The organism is Larkinella sp. (genome assembly GCF_965227735.1).
Lineage (GTDB): Bacteria > Bacteroidota > Bacteroidia > Cytophagales > Spirosomataceae > Larkinella.
In genome coordinates this window covers 4445898-4463586 of record NZ_OZ245776.1, presented here as the reverse complement: position 1 = coordinate 4463586, position 17689 = coordinate 4445898, and the positions used below count along the sequence as shown (strand labels likewise).

The 17689-nt window shown below is 52.9% G+C and carries 12 protein-coding genes; 4 read left to right on the top strand and 8 right to left on the bottom strand.

The genetic code is table 11. The features are described from left to right. Positions 1 to 141 precede the first annotated feature (141 nt). Positions 142 to 1302 carry a methionine aminotransferase gene (locus ACO064_RS17510; protein ID WP_421828544.1) on the top strand — a complete coding sequence of 387 codons (1161 nt, stop codon included), beginning with the start codon at positions 142 to 144 and terminating at the stop codon, positions 1300 to 1302. Between the two features lie 213 nt (positions 1303 to 1515). Continuing rightward, positions 1516 to 2751, top strand: coding sequence for a sterol desaturase family protein (locus ACO064_RS17505; RefSeq protein WP_421828543.1), 1236 nt, complete (start codon positions 1516 to 1518; stop codon positions 2749 to 2751). A gap of 88 nt (positions 2752 to 2839) precedes the next feature. Here ACO064_RS17505 and ACO064_RS17500 read toward each other — a convergent pair whose 3' ends face one another. The 3 genes from ACO064_RS17500 to ACO064_RS17490 all read right to left on the bottom strand — a co-directional run bounded on the left by ACO064_RS17500 (position 2840) and on the right by ACO064_RS17490 (position 9030). Continuing rightward, on the bottom strand, positions 2840 to 4186 hold the full coding sequence (locus ACO064_RS17500) for a TolC family protein (RefSeq protein WP_421828542.1): 1347 nt from the start codon (positions 4184 to 4186) through the stop codon (positions 2840 to 2842). A 331-nt stretch (positions 4187 to 4517) separates the two neighbouring features. Then, positions 4518 to 7586 (bottom strand): efflux RND transporter permease subunit, encoded by a 3069-nt coding sequence (locus ACO064_RS17495; RefSeq protein WP_421828541.1) that lies wholly within the window; start codon positions 7584 to 7586, stop codon positions 4518 to 4520. Positions 7587 to 7935: 349 nt separating this feature from the next. Further along, positions 7936 to 9030 carry an efflux RND transporter periplasmic adaptor subunit gene (locus tag ACO064_RS17490; protein WP_421828540.1) on the bottom strand — a complete coding sequence of 365 codons (1095 nt, stop codon included), beginning with the start codon at positions 9028 to 9030 and terminating at the stop codon, positions 7936 to 7938. A 201-nt stretch (positions 9031 to 9231) separates the two neighbouring features. On the opposite strand from ACO064_RS17490, the gene ACO064_RS17485 reads away from it, so the two are divergent. Continuing rightward, a complete protein-coding gene (locus ACO064_RS17485) occupies positions 9232 to 9564 on the top strand; it encodes an ArsR/SmtB family transcription factor (RefSeq protein ID WP_421828539.1) in 333 nt (110 codons plus the stop codon). 52 nt (positions 9565 to 9616) lie between these two features. Here the strand turns inward: ACO064_RS17485 and ACO064_RS17480 are convergent, their stop codons facing one another. After that, positions 9617 to 12997 carry a putative Ig domain-containing protein gene (locus ACO064_RS17480; protein ID WP_421828538.1) on the bottom strand — a complete coding sequence of 1127 codons (3381 nt, stop codon included), beginning with the start codon at positions 12995 to 12997 and terminating at the stop codon, positions 9617 to 9619. Positions 12998 to 13319: 322 nt separating this feature from the next. Between ACO064_RS17480 and ACO064_RS17475 the strand changes: the two genes are divergently transcribed. Then, complete coding sequence (locus tag ACO064_RS17475; protein ID WP_421828537.1) at positions 13320 to 13733, top strand: c-type cytochrome; 414 nt, start codon at positions 13320 to 13322, stop codon at positions 13731 to 13733. A gap of 5 nt (positions 13734 to 13738) precedes the next feature. Here ACO064_RS17475 and ACO064_RS17470 read toward each other — a convergent pair whose 3' ends face one another. The 4 genes from ACO064_RS17470 to ACO064_RS17455 form a co-directional block, all read right to left on the bottom strand. Next, positions 13739 to 13936 (bottom strand): hypothetical protein, encoded by a 198-nt coding sequence (locus ACO064_RS17470; RefSeq protein WP_421828536.1) that lies wholly within the window; start codon positions 13934 to 13936, stop codon positions 13739 to 13741. Positions 13937 to 14056: 120 nt separating this feature from the next. Then, complete coding sequence (locus tag ACO064_RS17465; RefSeq protein WP_421828535.1) at positions 14057 to 14920, bottom strand: chromate resistance protein ChrB domain-containing protein; 864 nt, start codon at positions 14918 to 14920, stop codon at positions 14057 to 14059. 30 nt (positions 14921 to 14950) lie between these two features. After that, the gene (locus tag ACO064_RS17460) at positions 14951 to 16078 is read right to left on the bottom strand and encodes a formylglycine-generating enzyme family protein (RefSeq protein ID WP_421828534.1); all 1128 of its coding nucleotides are present in this window, start codon (positions 16076 to 16078) and stop codon (positions 14951 to 14953) included. Beyond that, entirely contained in the window at positions 16041 to 17606 is a 1566-nt protein-coding gene (locus ACO064_RS17455; protein WP_421828533.1) for a sulfatase, read from the bottom strand. Before ACO064_RS17455 ends, ACO064_RS17460 begins: the two co-directional genes overlap by 38 nt. Positions 17607 to 17689 lie beyond the last annotated feature (83 nt).

Here is a 17689-nt window from a genome sequence, read left to right as displayed (position 1 = left end):
CTACAATTTTCATAGAAAAAGTATAGTACTGATTGACGTATTCTATTTTTTTGTACTTTTCAGGGTCAATCGGGCTAAATCACTGCCGTAATCAATCGACTCTATTGGCACGATAGACCATTGACCTTGTCATGTAAGCCCATGAATGTAGCAACATCGCGTACCTTGGCCTCCAAATTGCCGTGGGTTGGAACGACCATTTTCACGGTTATGTCGAAATTGGCGACCGACACGGGGGCCATTAATTTATCGCAGGGTTTTCCCGGTTTCGACTGCTCGCCGGAGCTGGTGGCGCTGGTGGAAAAATACCTCAGAACAGGATTTAACCAGTATGCCCCCATGACGGGCGTGCCTGCCTTGCGCGAGGCATTAGCCCGGAAAACGGAACAACTCTACGGTGTCTCCTACCATCCCGAAAGCGAAGTAACCGTTACATCTGGTGCTACGGAAGCCTTGTTTGCCGCCATTACGGCGGTGATCCGGCCCGGCGACGAAGCCATCGTTTTCGAACCGGCCTACGATAGCTACGTCCCGGCCATCGAACTGAACGGCGGCATTCCGGTTCTCGTCACGCTGACACCCCCAACGTATGGCATCGACTGGGCCGACGTTCGCGGGAAAATTACGGACAAAACCCGGCTTATCATCGTCAATACACCCCACAACCCGACGGGGCGCGTCTGGACGGCAGACGATCTGGAACAACTGGCCGCGCTGGTGCACCACCGGGACATCTGGATCGTGAGCGACGAGGTCTACGAACACATCCGATTCGATGGCCGCCCGCATCGCTCGCTGGCGACCCACCCGGTTTTGCAGGAACGGACGTTTGTCTGCGGCTCCTTCGGGAAAACGTTTCACGTTACGGGCTGGAAAATCGGGTATTGCCTGGCACCCAAAGAATTAAGCGTAGAGTTTCGTAAAATTCACCAGTACCTGACGTTCAGTACCATCACACCGGTTCAGTATGCGCTGGCTGATTATCTGAAAAATCCGGAACACTACGAAACGCTGCCGGACTTTTACGAACGCAAGCGGGATTTGTTTCTTGACAGCCTCCGCAGCTCCCGGTTTCAGTTCCAGCCCACGGAAGGAAGTTTCTTCCAAACCGTTTCTTATCAGGCCATTACGGATGAACCCGACTACGACCTGGCAATCCGGCTGACCAAAGAGATCGGCGTCGCATCGATCCCGGTTTCGGTGTTCTATCGCCAGAAAAATGACTACAACATCCTGCGTTTCTGTTTTGCCAAAGACGACGATGTGTTGCGGGAGGCCGGAGAACGCCTTTGCCGGTTATGACCGGAATTTCCATCGCGATTAGCCGGATAAAGTGCAAATTAAATCGGGTGACAAATATCATTAAAGAAAGATAACCCCTGAGCGAACTGTTTCAATGCGTATATACGTTATTCGCAGAATGAAGCGGCAACGAGTGACACAGACTCACGTATGAAAACGGTTAAAAGATAATCTTCTAATCAGTTTTTTTATAATTTTTTGTAGACAACACATATGGAATCACTGGGACTAAACTGGATGGCTTTGGCTGTTCCTTTTTTTCTGTTTTTTATGGGTTTGGAATATCTGGTTTCCAAATGGCAGAAAAAGGACTATTTTCGATTCAATAATTCCGTCGCCAACATCAACGTTGGCATTGCCGAACGGCTGCTCGACACCTTCACCGTCGGCGCTTTTTATTTCGTCTACGACTACATTCACAAACACTACGCGATTTTTGATCTGAAACCGGGTATTCTGGGCTGGGTGGCGCTGTTTCTGGCGACCGATCTGGTCTGGTACTGGTACCACCGGCTGGCCCACGAGATCAATTTGTTCTGGAGCGCCCACGTTGTTCACCACCAGAGTGAGGATTTCAACTACACGACCTCGGCCCGGATCACAGTTTTTCAAGCCGTTATCCGGACCGGTTTCTGGACGATTTTGCCCCTGATCGGATTTCCGGCCGGGATGATTTCGACCATGCTGATTCTGCACGGTTTATACCCGTTCTTCATTCATACCCGCACCATTGGCAAACTCGGCTGGCTGGAATACATCCTCGTGACGCCCTCGCACCACCGCGTTCACCACGCCAGCAACCCCGAATACCTCGACAAAAATTACGGCGATGTCCTGATCATCTGGGACAAACTGTTCGGCACGTTCATCGAAGAAAAAGAAGATGCCGAAGAACTCGTTTACGGCCTGACCAAACCGCTCGAAAGCCACAGTTTTTTGTGGCAGCAATTCCATTTTATGATGGAACTGGCCGAAACCGTTCGGCGCACACCGGGTTTTGTTCCCAAAATCAAGGTCCTCTTTGGCCGCCCGGACGACATCGACCCGGAAGTTCGGGACGTACTGGAAAAACGCTATTTATCCCGCTCGACCGTTCATGCCACCAGTCGCCGGTTCCGGGGTTACGTATTGGGACAACTGATTGGTATTCTGTCGATTCTGTTTTTTTTCCTGCTTCTGGAAAACCACATTATGGCCTACCATCAGGTGTTGATTTCCCTGTTCATCCTCATTACGCTGGTCAACTGCGGGGCCTTGCTCGAACAGCGGAACTGGGTGTTTTACCTGGAAATCAGCCGGTTTTCGCTACTGATTCTGATGGCCATTCCGTACCTACACGATCCCCTGTCGTTCAGCGCCCTGTTCATTGGATCCTTACTCCTCTGGACGTATTTTTCCAACTTGCAGAAACGGTATTTGCGGCTGGTTTACGGCCCGGTATCTTATTAAGACAAGAGAGGATAGACAAGAGAATAAAGACCATTAAACACAGCGGTTCCGTCTTTATTCTCTTGTCTATCCTCTTTCTTCTCCCTTTTTATCGAATCCGCCCCATCACCTTATCCAACTCGACCGACGCCGTCAGGAAATCATAAACCGCCTGCAAATGGTTGGATTTGGCCTGGGTGAGCGACAGTTCGGCGTCGGAAAGCTCCAGCCGCGACGCAATACCCTGTTTCCAGCGGTCGCGGGTGATGCGGTAACCCAGCTCGGCCACGGTTACGGTTTGCCGCTGGGTTTCGATGCGAAGCCGGGCCTCTTCCACGTTGGAAAGGCCAATTTTGACCTCCGCACGAACGATCTCCTTCAAATTGACCAACTGCGTTTCGCTTTGTTGCCGGGTAATAACCGCCTGCTGAATTCTGGAAACCGTGCGGAAACCGCTGAAGATTGGCACGTTCACTTGCAGACCGACGTACGAACTGAGGGGCCAGCTATAGTCCGCCAGCTTTAAATGATTGGCCTGTGCCTGCGATTGCAGCAGGCCAATCGCCGACAGTTTGGGCGCGCGTTCGGCGGTTTGCAACGCAATCTGCTCGCGGTTCAGTTTCTCCGTCAATTCCAGCCGATGCACTTCCGGGCGTGCCTGAACGGCTTCAAAAAACGCATCGGTGCCGGGTGTGACAAACCCGGTTTTATCATACCGTAACGAATCCTGCAATTCAATCGCTTCCTGCTCGTCCAGCCCCATCGTCCGTTTCAGGATCGTCTTGGTGATTTCCACCCGGTTGCTCAGGCGACTGATTTCCGGTCGCAGATTTTCGGTCGACACAAAAGCCCGCAAGGTATCGACCCGCGACGCCCGGCCCTGCGCCAGCAACGATCGGGAATCTTTCAACGCTTGCTCGTTGCGCAAAAGGCTTTGCTGCTGAAGCCGCAATTGTTCCTGCGTAATCAGCACATCCAGATAGGCTTTTTTAACCTCGGTAACTACCCCGGCCCTGACCTCGTTCAGGCCCTCGGCCGAAGCGTTTTCGTAAATCTGCGCGGCCCGAACTCCGGAACGGATACCCGCCTGAAAAAGCGGTTGCGACACGGCAACACCACCCACAAACGCATTCGATCCGCCGACCCGGAACGTTGCCAACTGGTTTTCGCCCAGACCGACGAAGCTGCCTGGCAAAAACGAAACCTGTTTCTGGGGAAAATACAGGTATTGCGCCGAAGCAGCTACCGTGGGTAAGGCGTAACTCCGGGCTTCGCGGACTTTCTGCGTCGACTTGGCGGTTTCCAGGGTCGCCACCTGCAAATCACGGTTTTTCTCCAGCGCCAGTTTCACGGCGTTTTCCATCGTCAACGGTCGCACCTGCGCGAAAGCCGGTTTTCCAGTAAGGAGGAGAATAGAGATGGTAAAAAGGAGAATTTTATAAAAAAGCGGTTTCATAAGAAAGATAAGCTATTGTTAATGTGTGATTTATCAAATCGTCAATCCATTACATCCCTACGCAATCAATCGTATACGATTTATCCCGTAGAGAGGAACAGCGCAGCGTCGGTAGAAACCGAAACCCGTCTTCGACAACCATTTCATCCCGTAGGGATGCAACAGCGCAGCGTCGGTAGGTAAAGGTGTCTTTCTGTGCCAGCGTGCCGTCAGGTACGCGACCGGTTATGTGCCTAACGGCACACGGGTTGACGAAGGCGGGTTCTGGTTGCTACCGACGCTGCGCTGTTACATCCCTACGGGATCAATCGTATACCGTTCCACAGAATTGTCATACCAGTTCCAGCACCTCTTCTTTTTTCGCCTTCGGAACCCGGGAAAAATAGGAATACACGGCGGGGATGATATAGAGCGTCAGCAAACCCGCGAAGAGCAAACCGCCGACGATGACCGTTCCCAGCGAATTACGGCTGTTTTCGGTGAGCGCAATGGGAATCGCGCCAAAAATCATGGCTAAACTGGTCATCAGAATCGGGCGGAACCGCGAGGCTGCGGCCACTTTGGCGGCTTCCAGCGTGCTCAGTCCCTGTTCCTTGCTGTGATTGGCAAACTCGACAATCAAAATACCGTTCTTCGTAATCAGACCAATCAGCGTGATGATCCCGATCTGGCTGAAAATATTCAGCGTTTGACCGAAAAGCCAGAGACTGAGCAGCGCACCGGTCAGAGCCATCGGCACCGTCAGCAGAATGATAAACGGATCGACCAGACTTTCGAACTGGGCCGCCAGAATCAAATAAATCAAGACCAGCGCGAAAATGAAGGCGTACAACAGGCTGGATGAACTCTCCGAAAAATCCCTTGATTCACCGGCCAGCGAGGTTTTGATGGTGGGCGGCAGAATTTTTTTCGCGATGCGGTTCATCTCCGCCACGCCGTCGCCAATGGTTTTCCCCGGTGCCAGACCACCCGAAACCGTCGCCGAAATCGCCTGATCGTAGCGGTAAATGGCCGCCGGACTGATGCTTTCCCGGAACGAAACGAGGTTGTCCAGCGAAACCATGTCGCCGGTTCGGGTGCGGACAAACATCGCTTTCAGGTCGTACGGCGTATCGCGTTCCTGGCGTTGCAGTTGCCCGATGACTTCGTATTGCCGGTCGTTGTAAATGAAATAGCCATAGCGTTGACCGCTCAGCGCCAGTTGCAAACCGCGGGCGATTTCGGCGACGGAAATCCCCAGTTCGGCGGCTTTGTCCCGGTCAATTTTCAGCACCAGTTCGGGTTTGTTCACTTTCAAATCCGAATCGACAAACCGCAGAACGTCGCTTTTTCGGGCTTCGGCCAGAAATTTGGGCAACACTGCGGTGATGGCCGCCAGATTCTGCGCCTGCAACACATACTGAACGGGTTGCGCCTGACCAAACCGGCTACCAATCGTTGGCGGCTGAACCGGAAAGACCAGTACGCCCCTGAAATTCTGCGCATTACGGGCGTAAATCTGGAAGACATCGGCCTGCGTTGTCGTTCGTTGATCCGCTTTTTTCAGAAAGGTATTCTGAATCGCCAGGTTGACCGGAGCCGGGGGGCCAAACGTCAACGCCAGAATGGAGTACGTTTGGAACAAACCGGGTGTGGAATCGACCGAAAATTTGGCGATTTCGCTCATGTATTTTTCGGTGTATTCATACGACGAGCCTTCGGGAGCCAAAACCGCCAGACTGATCTGGGAGCGGTCTTCCAAAGGCGCGAGTTCCGACGGGAGTTGTTTGCCAATCACGTAAATCAAAGCAAACGTGGCCGCCAGCGCGACGAAAGCCGTCCAGCGAAACCGTAGAAACCACGCCAGCGATTTTTCATAACCCCGGTTCAGCCCGACAAAATACGGCTCGGTTTTGCGGTACAGCCAGTTCGGTTTTTCCTGCCGTTTCAGCAAATACGCGCTCATCATGGGCGACAGCGTCAGCGCCACAAAAGCCGATACCAGCACCGAACCGGCCATAACGATGGCAAATTCCTGAAAGAGCTTGCCGGTAATGCCCGGTAAAAAGAGAATCGGCAGGAAAACCGCTGCCAGCGTGATCGTAGTCGAAATAACGGCAAAATAGATTTCGGACGACCCTTTGAAAGCCGCCTGAATCGGGCTCATGCCTTCTTCGACTTTGGCGTAAATGTTTTCCAGCACCACAATCGCGTCATCGACCACGAGGCCAATCGCCAGCACTAAGGCCAACAACGTCAGGATGTTGATGGAATAGCCGACCGCATACATGATGAAAAAAGCCGAGATGATAGAAACCGGAATGGCCACCACCGGAATGATGGTGGAACGCCAGTCGCGCAGGAAAATGAACAGAATCAGAATGACTAATCCGAAGGCAATGAACAGGGTTTCTTCCACTTCGGCAATGGAATCGCGGATGGGTTCGGTAAAGTCTTTGCCAATCGTTAGTTCGTAATCCGCCGGGATTTCTTTGCGTAGTTCTTTCAATCGCCGGTAAAACTCATCCGCAATGGCGACGGCATTAGCACCCCGCTGCGGTTCCACGAAAACACCGATCGTCGGTGAATTTCCTTTCAGACTGTTCTGGATGGCGGTTCGTTCGTTTTCGGCCCCCAATTCCGCAAATCCAATGTCTTTAAACCGAATGATCGTGCTGCCTTCCTGTCGGATAATCATGTTGTTAAAATCCGCTTCCTGGGTCAGTCGACCCAGCGTCCGAACCGTCAGCTCGTTTTGGTCCCCTTCCACCCGGCCCGATGGCAAATCGACGTTTTCCTTGCGCAACGCCTGTTCAATATCCGAGGGCGTTAGCTGGTAAGCCGCCAGTTTCGAGGGGTCGATGCGCAGCCGCATGGCGTATTTTTTTTCGCCGGCAATTCCCACGCGCTTCACACCGGGAATGGTTTGCATGCGTTCTTTTATCACCGTCGAAGCAATGTTGCTCACTTCCAGAATGCTCCGGGTTTTGCTTTCGACGGCCATAAAGATCACAATATCACCCGCATTGGCTTTTTCCACGATGGGCGCATCGACGTCACCGGGCAACAACCGCCGGGCTTTGGTCACTTTGTCACGAACGTCATTGGCGGCCGCTTCCAGATCGGCATCCAGGTTAAACTCGACGGTAATGACGCTGGCCGCTTCCCGCGAAACGGACGAAATGGTGCGAATGCCGTTGGCTTCCCCGATGGATTCTTCCAGCGGTTTCGTAATCTGGTAGGCAATCACGTCGGGACTGGCACCCGGATAGGTAGTCGTGACGGTGACAATGGGCGAATCCGTGACCGGATACTCCCGGATTCCGAGGTAAGAAAACCCGACAATTCCGAACAGAATAATCAACACGGAGAGTACACCGGCCAGCACGGGCCGCTGAATACTAATTCCTGATAAACTCATGGTTGGTTGTATTAATATCCCTTATTCGAAATGAACAAGCAGAATGGGATGTAACGATTGTTAGTATACGCAGAAAATAGAAGTGTTTGTTTTACCCCGGCGGGGTAGCATGTCAATAGCAAAACCATCCGCAAAATTTACCGAAGCTCCGGAGGAGCGTCCTTTTCTTACGCACTCAGGCCGCCCCGCCGGGGCTTGAATTCACTAATGGCTTGGAAAGCTATGAACAGATCGCTCCTCCGGAGCTTGCATTCGGCTAATGAACCGATTTACTAATAACATTTGGCTCCTCCAGAGCCGAATTGACGGAATTTCATGGCTTATACGCAATTATCATGGATACACTTCGTCAATTCAAACTGGCAGCTTTCACCGGCACACCCGATTCCAGGCGCAGCAGATTGGTGGTCAAAACCGTATCACCCAGCGACAGGCCTTCCAGAATCTGAACGGTTCCTTTGGTCCGGTTACCGGTTTTCAGTTCCCGCTGGTCGGCTTTCCCGTTTTTGAGTGCAAACAGCGAATAGCCTTTGGCACTGGGAATCAGAGCCTGCGTCGGAATCAGAATACCGTCGTTGGTCGTGTGCAGCGTGAAGGCGATTTTCGCCGACGAACCCGGGATGAGCTTGCCGCCCCGGTTGGCACTAATGGCTTTTACCAGCAAACTCCGCGTGTTCAGATCCGTTTTGGGTTCGGTGGCCACCACTTTTCCGTGAAAAGGCTGGCTGCTGTTTTCGGTCGTAAACTGAATCGGTTGGCCAATCCGAACGGCAGAAGCGTATTTTTCGGGAATGGTGAACGCCACTTCGACCTGACTCACATCATCGAGTGACGTCAAAACCGTCGAGGGCGTCACGTAGGCCCCGACATCGACTTTGTTCAGACCCAATTTGCCGGAAAAGGGCGCGCGGATTTCGGTTTTTGCCAGATCGACGTCCACCATCGCCAGTTCGGCCTGCAAAACGTTCAGGTTCGTCAAAATCTGGTCGTATTCCTGCTGATTGACGGCTTCGGTGGACAGTAACTCGCGGAACCGTTTTTCGTCGATGCGGGCCAGTTTTTCCTGAAGCGCGATTTTTTTCTTTTTTGCCAGCAAATCGGCATCGTCCAGTTTAAAAAGGAGGGCACCCTGATTCACATAGCTTCCTTCACGAACATAAATTCGCGTCAATTTGCGGGCTACTTCACTCACCAGATCGACTTCCTGATTGGCAGCAATGGTGCCGGTGGTTTGCAACTCGTCCGTCACGAGTTCCGGTTTTACCACGAAAATATCTGCCAATATCCGTGGATCGTTGGCGAGTGCCGAACTAACGGCCTGTTTTTTGATCGGTTCCGTTTTATTCGAAAATAGTTTTGGTGTGAATACGAAAAAGGCCACCGTCAGGACGATGATCCCGATCATGAGTGACGTTGTACGGATGGTTGATTGTTGCGATTCCATAGAGGTTTTGCTTATCGTTCTAATGTTTTATAACTATCGAACTTTATTGTTTTATGGATGTCGAACAATGTGGTCGATAAAATCGGTTCCATGATTCTAAAAAAGAATTGAATTTTTTATCCGTTCTTCATCGTTGTAGTATCAATTCATGTAGCTACTCCATTTTTGCAGCAGCTACCGGCACGAAATGGAAAGACTCAAATGAAACCGTATCAGCACCCTACCTTCGACCAGATTACGCTAACCGGTCTGTTACACGCACTCAGCGACCCTGTCCGGCTAAACTTTGTGCAGTGTTTGGCAACCAAAATGTGCGAGCAACCCTGCGGGGCGATTCCGACGCCGGTGGCCAAATCCACCATGTCGCACCACCTGCGCGTTCTGCGCGAAGCGGGCATCGTTCGCATTCGAACGGAAGGTACCCAAAGCCTTACTTCGCTGCGGCTGACGGAAATTGAAGCTAAATTTCCGGGGGTTTTGGAAGCGGTTTTGAAAGCCGCCGATGCTGAAAAACCGCTGGAACAGCATTCATAAAAAAACCGGTCTGTTGGCAGACCGGTTTTTTTATGCCATCAACTCCCCTTTCTTACCGGCTCATCAACAGGCGTTTGGTCAGGTTTTGCTGGTCCGTTTTCAACTGAATCAGATACAGTGCCGTTCCTGATGAACGTAGATCGACGGCTTCGCGCTCGATTTGACCCGTTCCCGTCACCGATTTCTGCCAGACGGTTCGACCCATCGGATCGACGATCTGCAAATCAGCCCGCTGGTCGGGAATAACCCGGTACCGGATTTCGACCAGGCCAGGACTGGGGTTGGGGCTCACGCTCAGGTCCAGACTCGTTTCGGCACTCTCGACCCCTTGCCGGCTTCCGTTGGGACAGGTGAGCGTTTTGGGCGACCACTTCAACGTAAAATTGCTTCCCGGTACCCGGCCGCTGATGGCGTGGGATTGACCATCTTTCAGCGAAACCGGTACATCGAAGCTGTAGCCATGTACTCCGTTGCCCTTGCCGGCATTCAGCAAATCCTGGCGGAAAATGTTGGCGTCGGTGCGACCGATCACCGTTGTGCCATCCAGGAACTCCACGGTAATGGGCATGTTGGGGCGGTTGCGGTCCCAGATCCAGCCCCGAATGCCGGTACAACTGACCACATCCAGGTAGCCTTCGTAGTTACCCGCACCACTGCCTCCGCTGGTCGGCGGAGGATCGACCGGGCCGCTCCCACCGGCGTTGACCGTCAACAGGACTGTAGTCGCCACGGCGTCACTTTTGCTGTCGGTCGCCGAATATGTCAGGCTGAACGTCCCCTGGCTGGTTGTTGTGCCACTGATTATCCGCGAGCCACCGTTAAAACCCAGTCCGGCTGGCAAGCCCGTCAGCGCATACGTCAGCGGGTCCTGATTGGCATCGGTAAAAGCGGGTAAGGCTGCGGAGGTATAGGCCGCGTTGGCCGTGGCAGTCAGCGCCGAAACCACCGGAGCCACCGGAGGCTGATTGGCGGGGGGAACGCCGGTTCCGGGACAGTTGATGGTTTTGGGAGCCCACTTCAATACAAACGTTGACCCCTGCACCCGCGCCCAGATGCGGTGATTTTGTCCATCTTTTAGTCCGGCAGGAATGGGAAAATCATACCAGTGTTCCCCGTTGCCCTTGCCCGCATCTTTCAAATGCTGCCGGAAGTCGCTGGCCAGGATGGAACCGATCGGGGTGCCCTCGGCAATGGAGGGGCCGTCGAAGAACTCCACCGTAAAAGCGGCATTTGGTTTGTTGCGGTCATACACCCAGCCCGAAAGCGTACTGCAACTCGCTTCCTGCGTCAGATACCCCTCAAAAACGCCCGAAACAACGGGCGTTTCACCACCTACTGTCAACGTAATCGTCAGGCGGGTTTGCCCGTTTCCGTCGCTGGCTTGATAAACCAGCGGAAAGCTGCCCGGCTGCGTCGGTGTTCCGGAAATGGTCCGATTGCCCGCATCGAAGGACAGACCCGACGGCAATCCCGTCAATGTGTATGTCAGCGGATTGTTCTCCGGATCCGTGAAAACGGGCAAAGCCGCCGGAGCATATACCACATTGACCGTTGCGGTCAACGCAAAAACCGGGGGCGCCACCGGCGGCTGATTGGTGGGTTGGGCCGCAGGATTGACTACCAGCGAAAAAACCGTACTGCTTTTCCCTCCCGCCTGATCGGTGGCCGAATAGGTCAGCTCAAACGTGCCGGTTGTGGTTGGTGTCCCGGATATAACCCGCGTGCCGCTGTCAAAACCCAGTCCGGCGGGCAGTCCCGTCAGCGCATACGTCAGGGGCGTGTTTTCCGGGTCGGTGAACACCGCCAGCGGATTCGTGATGAACCCGGCATCGACGGTTGCCGCCAGGGCCGAAACCGAAGGCGGAACCGGGAGCTGATTCGCAGGGGGAACGCTGGTTCCGGGACAGTTGATGGTTTTGGGAGCCCACTTCAATACAAACGTTGACCCCTGCACCCGCGCCCAGATGCGGTGATTTTGTCCATCTTTTAGTCCGGCAGGAATGGGAAAATCATACCAGTGTTCCCCGTTGCCCTTGCCCGCATCTTTCAAATGCTGCCGGAAGTCGCTGGCCAGGATGGAACCGATCGGGGTGCCCTCGGCAATGGAGGGGCCGTCGAAGAACTCCACCGTAAAAGCGGCATTTGGTTTGTTACGGTCATACACCCAGCCCGAAAGCGTGCTGCAACTGACTTCCTGTGTCAGATACCCGTCGAAGTTGCCCGTCACGGGCGGGTTTTCCGTTGGAATTTCCTCAACCGGTTGTGCCGTAGAAAGAGCGGGCAACACATACGGAGTCGAATTCGAGAAGAAGGCATCATTCAGGGCATTCGACCAATATTGGGCGGCTTTTGCAGCTCCCGCTAACGTCAGGTGAATCCCATCAGCCCGGTCGTTGGACGTCAGCAGATCATAGTCAGGCCCGGGGAAACAATTTGGCGTTTTAATCATTCGTTCCTGCGCACGTCGGATCACAGGACGTGTTTTGTAGGGCGTTTGCCGATTGACCACCACGGCCAGCGACGGAAAACCCAGATCAGTACGGGTTTGATTGACCCAGGTCTGGTAGTATTGCAAAACCAGATCTTCATTGGTATTATTCCAGTCATTTTGTCCCTGGTCGGAGAGAATGCCGCGAATACCGGTTTGGCTACAATAGACCTGCAGCGTATTCTTGACATTGATATACGGCATTCGGATGGACGAATTAATAAAAGGATGCTCAAAGGACTGCCCGAGGGCAGATTTAGCCCAGTGTTCCAGGCTGGTTCCCCCATAGGCCGCATTGAAAAGCAGAACGGGGACATTCAGACGCTGCGTCAGATACTGCCCCATTTTGGCCCAGAAATAGGTGCCATGCGCGAATGGAGCGGGCGTTACCCCTGATTCGTAGTGTCCAAAACTGCGGGGCAGGTAGACTGGATTGGCAGTGCTTTCATAAGACGAATAAGCGGGGGTTTCCGGGAAAACCGGTACCGTATTGACCCGATCGTCGTCGCTGCCAGCCAGGTTGTTCTCCTGACCCTGGGCAACGGAATGACCGGCCACCACGAACACCTCACCGACACCCACCCGTTCGATGCTGGCGGTGCCGACCGGCGTGCTGCCCGCCATGGCGCGCACCTCCAGGGTATACCACCCCCCGGAGGCTGGCAAACTCCCCTGAAACTGCCCGTCCTGGGCGCTCGTCGCAATGGTAAACCAGCCCGTCGTCTGGCCCTGTCCATTCCGGGCGACGGCTCGGGCATCAATCCGCGTGGTGTTGGCGGGCCAGTTGCCCCGGATCGGAATAGCCGCCTTGTTGCTCTGATTGCGTTGGTAAACGATTCGGTTGAGGGGAGAAGTCAGGCTGAGCTGAGCCCAGGCATGCAGATGAAAAAGCAAGAGTGCCGACACGAAAGCCAGCCTTTTCAGGTGGTAAAATGTTGAATGCATAAAAATTACGTTGAGTAGATAAGAACCGGATTCACAAGGGGCCTTTTCAGCCCCTGATGCACGACCAATTACCGGTAGTCGGAGGCAATAATTGAGCCATTCCTTTTTTTACTTGTATTAAAAAAAGCAGGGAAGCTTTCCAAATGGGTAGTATACCCCTAAAACGCAGAAAGAGAGGCTGATACGGCGGAGAACAGACTCCACCTTTGGTTTTGGAGAAAAGGGGATTCGTGAACTTGCAACCGGATTATCCCGTTTAACAGTTCGAATCCGGAGTAACAACAACTAAAAATTTCCTTTACAGAATTTCGATCTTTTTACCATGATGAAACCCCTGCTTCTGCTGTTTTCAGGCCTTGTATTTTGTTCCGCCATGCTGCCTGATCCGGAAAATGAGCTGGAAAAAAGTATGGCGCGGGGCAAAACGCTCTATGCCGGGAATTGTATCAATTGCCACATGGCCAAAGGTGAGGGCGTGGTTGAGACGTTTCCGCCCCTGGCAAAATCCGACTATCTGCTCAAAACACCACTGAAAGCCATTCAGGCCATCAAATTTGGCTTGCAGGGGCCAATTCAGGTGAACGGGGTTACGTACGACAATATGATGCCGGAACCTGGTCTGAATGAGCAGGAAGTGGCCGATGTGATGAATTACATCCTGAATTCGTGGGGGAATGCGTCCGACAAAAAACTGATTACGGCACAGATGGTGAAAGAGGTAAAACCGGCGGAATAAGCGGTTCAGAAGCTGATGCCAAACTGAAAACCGATGGTGACGTTGGTGGGATGGTTGTTGCCAAACCGCACCGGCACAGCCACGAAATACCCGCTGTTTTTGTTCTTTTTGACAATCTTGTTCAACACCGGCGTAAAACCGTAGCGCCCGGCGGTTTCGAAAGCCGCCCGCCCTGCCAGCGTAAAACCTTGTCCCAGGCTCACCAAAACGCCGGGATGGAACAACAGATTCGCGACTTTGCTGGTCCCGTTTTCAGCCCGGATCAATCGACGGGCATCCTACTGCAATGCTAGAAAGTCTTGCGGTGGCAAAATAGAACAGAATTAACCTTTGGAATCGGATTTACGTTTGGCGAGATTTTTTCGAAACTCAGAAGGACTTTTTCCGGTGTGCTGCCGGAAAATGCGGGTAAAATGGCTCTGGTCCGAAAAACCGGTCAGGTACCCGATTTCAGACAGGGAATGGGTGGAAGTTTCGAGCAGTTGAATCGCTTTTTCGATCCGGCGTTTTCGGATGTATTCACCGAATGAGAGGTCATCGAAATACCGGGAAAACTCCCGTGACAAATACGTCGGATTGATGTTCAAATCTTCGGAAACCGTCTTCAGATTCAAACTCAGATTGGTATCGATGTGATTCTGAATCATACCCCGCAGTTCGGCGGTCCAGGCAGGAGCTTTCGTTTTTTTTTCGCCTTTTTGGGTCAGGTAGGTGCGGTAAATTTGCAACAACAGGTGTTCTGCCGGGCTCTGGACGTGTTTCACCTGCGGCAGATAGGTGGCCCAACTGTAGAGCGAATCATAGATAAACATCCCTTTTTCCAGCAATTCATAGTCATCCCGGATCAGAAACGCCATGCCCGCCGAAATGGCCCACAAACCGGCCGACTGACTGGCGACGGCATGATCGTCGGTATCCGCTCCCCGAATGATGGGCGCCATGACGTGCAGGGCCGGGTCTTTCAAGTCGTATTTTTTCAGAAAATAGTCGAATGTGCACTGGTTTTCGTAGTGCGTAAATTCGACGCCGGGAATGTCGAACGGGATGGCCTGAAGCGTTTCTGCCTGCAATTTCACCTGTGAATCAGGCACAAAAATAATCTCGGCTTCGGGGTCGATAAACCGCCTGATGAGCCAGGGACAGGCAATGCGGTCAATTTTCGGCCGTTCGCGGGTGATCCATTTCATCGGAAAACAGGAAAAAGAGAACCGGTTTCACTACTGATCCCGCACACACCGAAAGCCCAGGTTGTCGCTCCCGCTGCTCACTTCGCCCTTGCCCCGGCTCCCGGCTTTGTAGCGGATGCAATACTGATCGCTGCACAGAAAAGAACCGCCCCGCTGCACGTATTTGACCGCGCCGGGTTCGTCGGGGTCATAGCTATCGGTTGGCCCCTTGGGATTTTCTTTCGGACTATTCCGGTAATAATCAGGCCGGTATAAATCCTGGCACCATTCCCAGACGTTACCATCCATGTCATACAAGCCGTACGGATTGGCCGGAAATGTCTGAACCGGCGCAATCCCGGCAAAACCGTCTTCCGTCGTGTTCTGGTTCGGAAAATTGCCCTGATAAATATTGGCCACCCATTTGCCCGCTGGTTTCAGTTCTTCGCCCCAGTAGTATTTCCGGTTGCCTTTGCCGCCCTGCGCGGCAAACTCCCACTCGGCTTCGGTTGGCAGTCGCTTTCCGGCCCATTTGGCGTAGGCAGCCGCATCTTCGTAGCAAACGTGTACCACCGGCTGGTTTTCGCGTCCTTTCAGATCACTCCGTGGCCCCGCCGGATGTTTCCAACTGGCTCCGGCGACATACTGCCACCAAACCAGCGGATTTTCGAGTGACACCTGCTGATTCGGGGGCGTAAAAACCGCCGAACCCGGCACCAGTTTATCCGCCGGAACACCGGGGTAATCTTTCGGATTTAACGGTCGTTCGGCTACGGTTACGTACTTGGTCGCTTCCACAAACCGGGCGAATTCGGCATTGGTCACCTCGTGTTTGTCCATCCAGAACCCGTTTACTTTGACGGTGTGCAACGGGCGGGAATCGGGAAACTCATCGGAACCCATCTGAAATGATCCGCCGGGAATCAACACCATGTCGTCCGTGCCGCTTTCGCCCGACGCCGTTACGGAAGCCGCCTGCCGAACAGCCGCCGACCGCGATGGCATTCCCTTCGCCACGCAGTGCGCAGCACTGTCAAGTTTTGCGGCCTCTTCTGCTGATTGATTCTGCGAATTACAACCCACCAGTCCGGCCAGAAAAATGCCAAAAAACAGGGTCGTCAGAGAACACCCATATCTCCTGTCAGATCCCACTTTCCACAATTTTGAGTGCTTCATCATCCTTGTATTTCCGGATTTGATCCTTCAGTTTTGTTTTCAGGTCAGCGGTAATCGCTTCATACCCTTTAACGCCGTAGAGGTTCCGAAGTTCCTGCGGATCTTTTTTCAGATCAAACAGTTCCCAGTAGTCTTTCGGCCCGTAAAACCGCACCAGTTTGTATTGTTCCCCCCGCAATCCAATGTGCGGATACACATGGTGCGGCTGCGGATATTCGTAGTAATGGTAATACGCATCCTTGCGCCAGGCCACTTTTTTACCCGTCAACAACGGCAGAAACGATTCTCCCTGGATTTCTTTCGGGATGGCGGTTCCTGTCAGGTTCAGCACGGTTGGAGCCCAGTCGATGTTGGAAACGAGCTGGTTGACCTGCGTACCCGGTTTGATCACGCCCGGATACCGGATCACAAACGGCGTTTTCAGCGATTGTTCGTAAATAAACCGCTTGTCGAACCAGCCGTGTTCGCCCAGGTAAAAACCCTGATCGGAAGCATAAATGACGACGGTATTTTTGGCCAGACCCGATTGATCCAGGTAATCCAGCAGTTCACCGATGTTGCGGTCCAGCGAGTTGGCCGTGGACAGATAATCCTTTAAATACCGCTGGAATTTCCACTCGGCCAGGGCTTTCCCGCTCAGCTTTTTTTCGTCAAACTCCTTGCTGATCTTGTTCTCGTAATAGTCATAAAACGCTTTTTTCTCGGCGGGCGAAAACCGGTTATAGATTCCACTCTTCTCGTAATCGGCGTGTATTTTCAGATCTTCCTTCAAGCGCATCGTTTTGTCGATGGTCATGTCCTGATTTTTGGCCGCTTCTCTACCTTCGTAGTTGTCATAAAATGTCGCGGGCAGCGGAAAATTGACCTGGTCATAGGCTCCCAGATCCTGCAAATCGGGCAACCATTCGCGGTGCGTTGCCTTGTGTCCTACCACCATAAAAAACGGTTTCGACTTGTCCCGCTGATTAAGCCAATCCAGCGAAAGTTTCGTCACGACGTTGGTTACATAGCCCGGATACCGGGTGGTATCGCCCTTGGAATTGATAAACGTTGGGCCGTAATAATGCCCCTGCCCCGGCAGCACGTTCAGGTAATTAAAACCGTGGGGCAAACTGCCCAGGTGCATTTTTCCGATCCAGGCGGTTTGATAGCCGTTTTTCTGCAATTCTTCCGGAAAAACCGGCTGGTTGATTTCGAACTTCCGTTCGTTGACTTTGTAGCCGTTGAGGTGGCTGTATTTCCCGGTCAGAAGCGTGGCCCGGCTGGGTCCGCAAATGGAATTGGTGACGACGTTGTTGTGCAGAATCGCTCCTTCTTTCGCAATCCGGTCGATGTTGGGCGTTTTGGCGAGTTTGCTGCCGTAGGCGCTGATGGCCTGGTAGGCGTGATCGTCGGAAAAAATAAAAATCACATTAGGTCGGGTTGCCTGAACGGTTTCCGGTTCCTTCGGCGAATACCCAGGAATCACTACCAACACGGCCGCCAGCGCCGAAATTATTACAAGGACTCCTACTCCAATTTTTAGATTCATTACCGTTCAGGATTTACGTCTGAAAATTCTGTTGCACTTACGAATTGCCCCGTTCCCCTAAAGGACAGTCATTACTATAAACC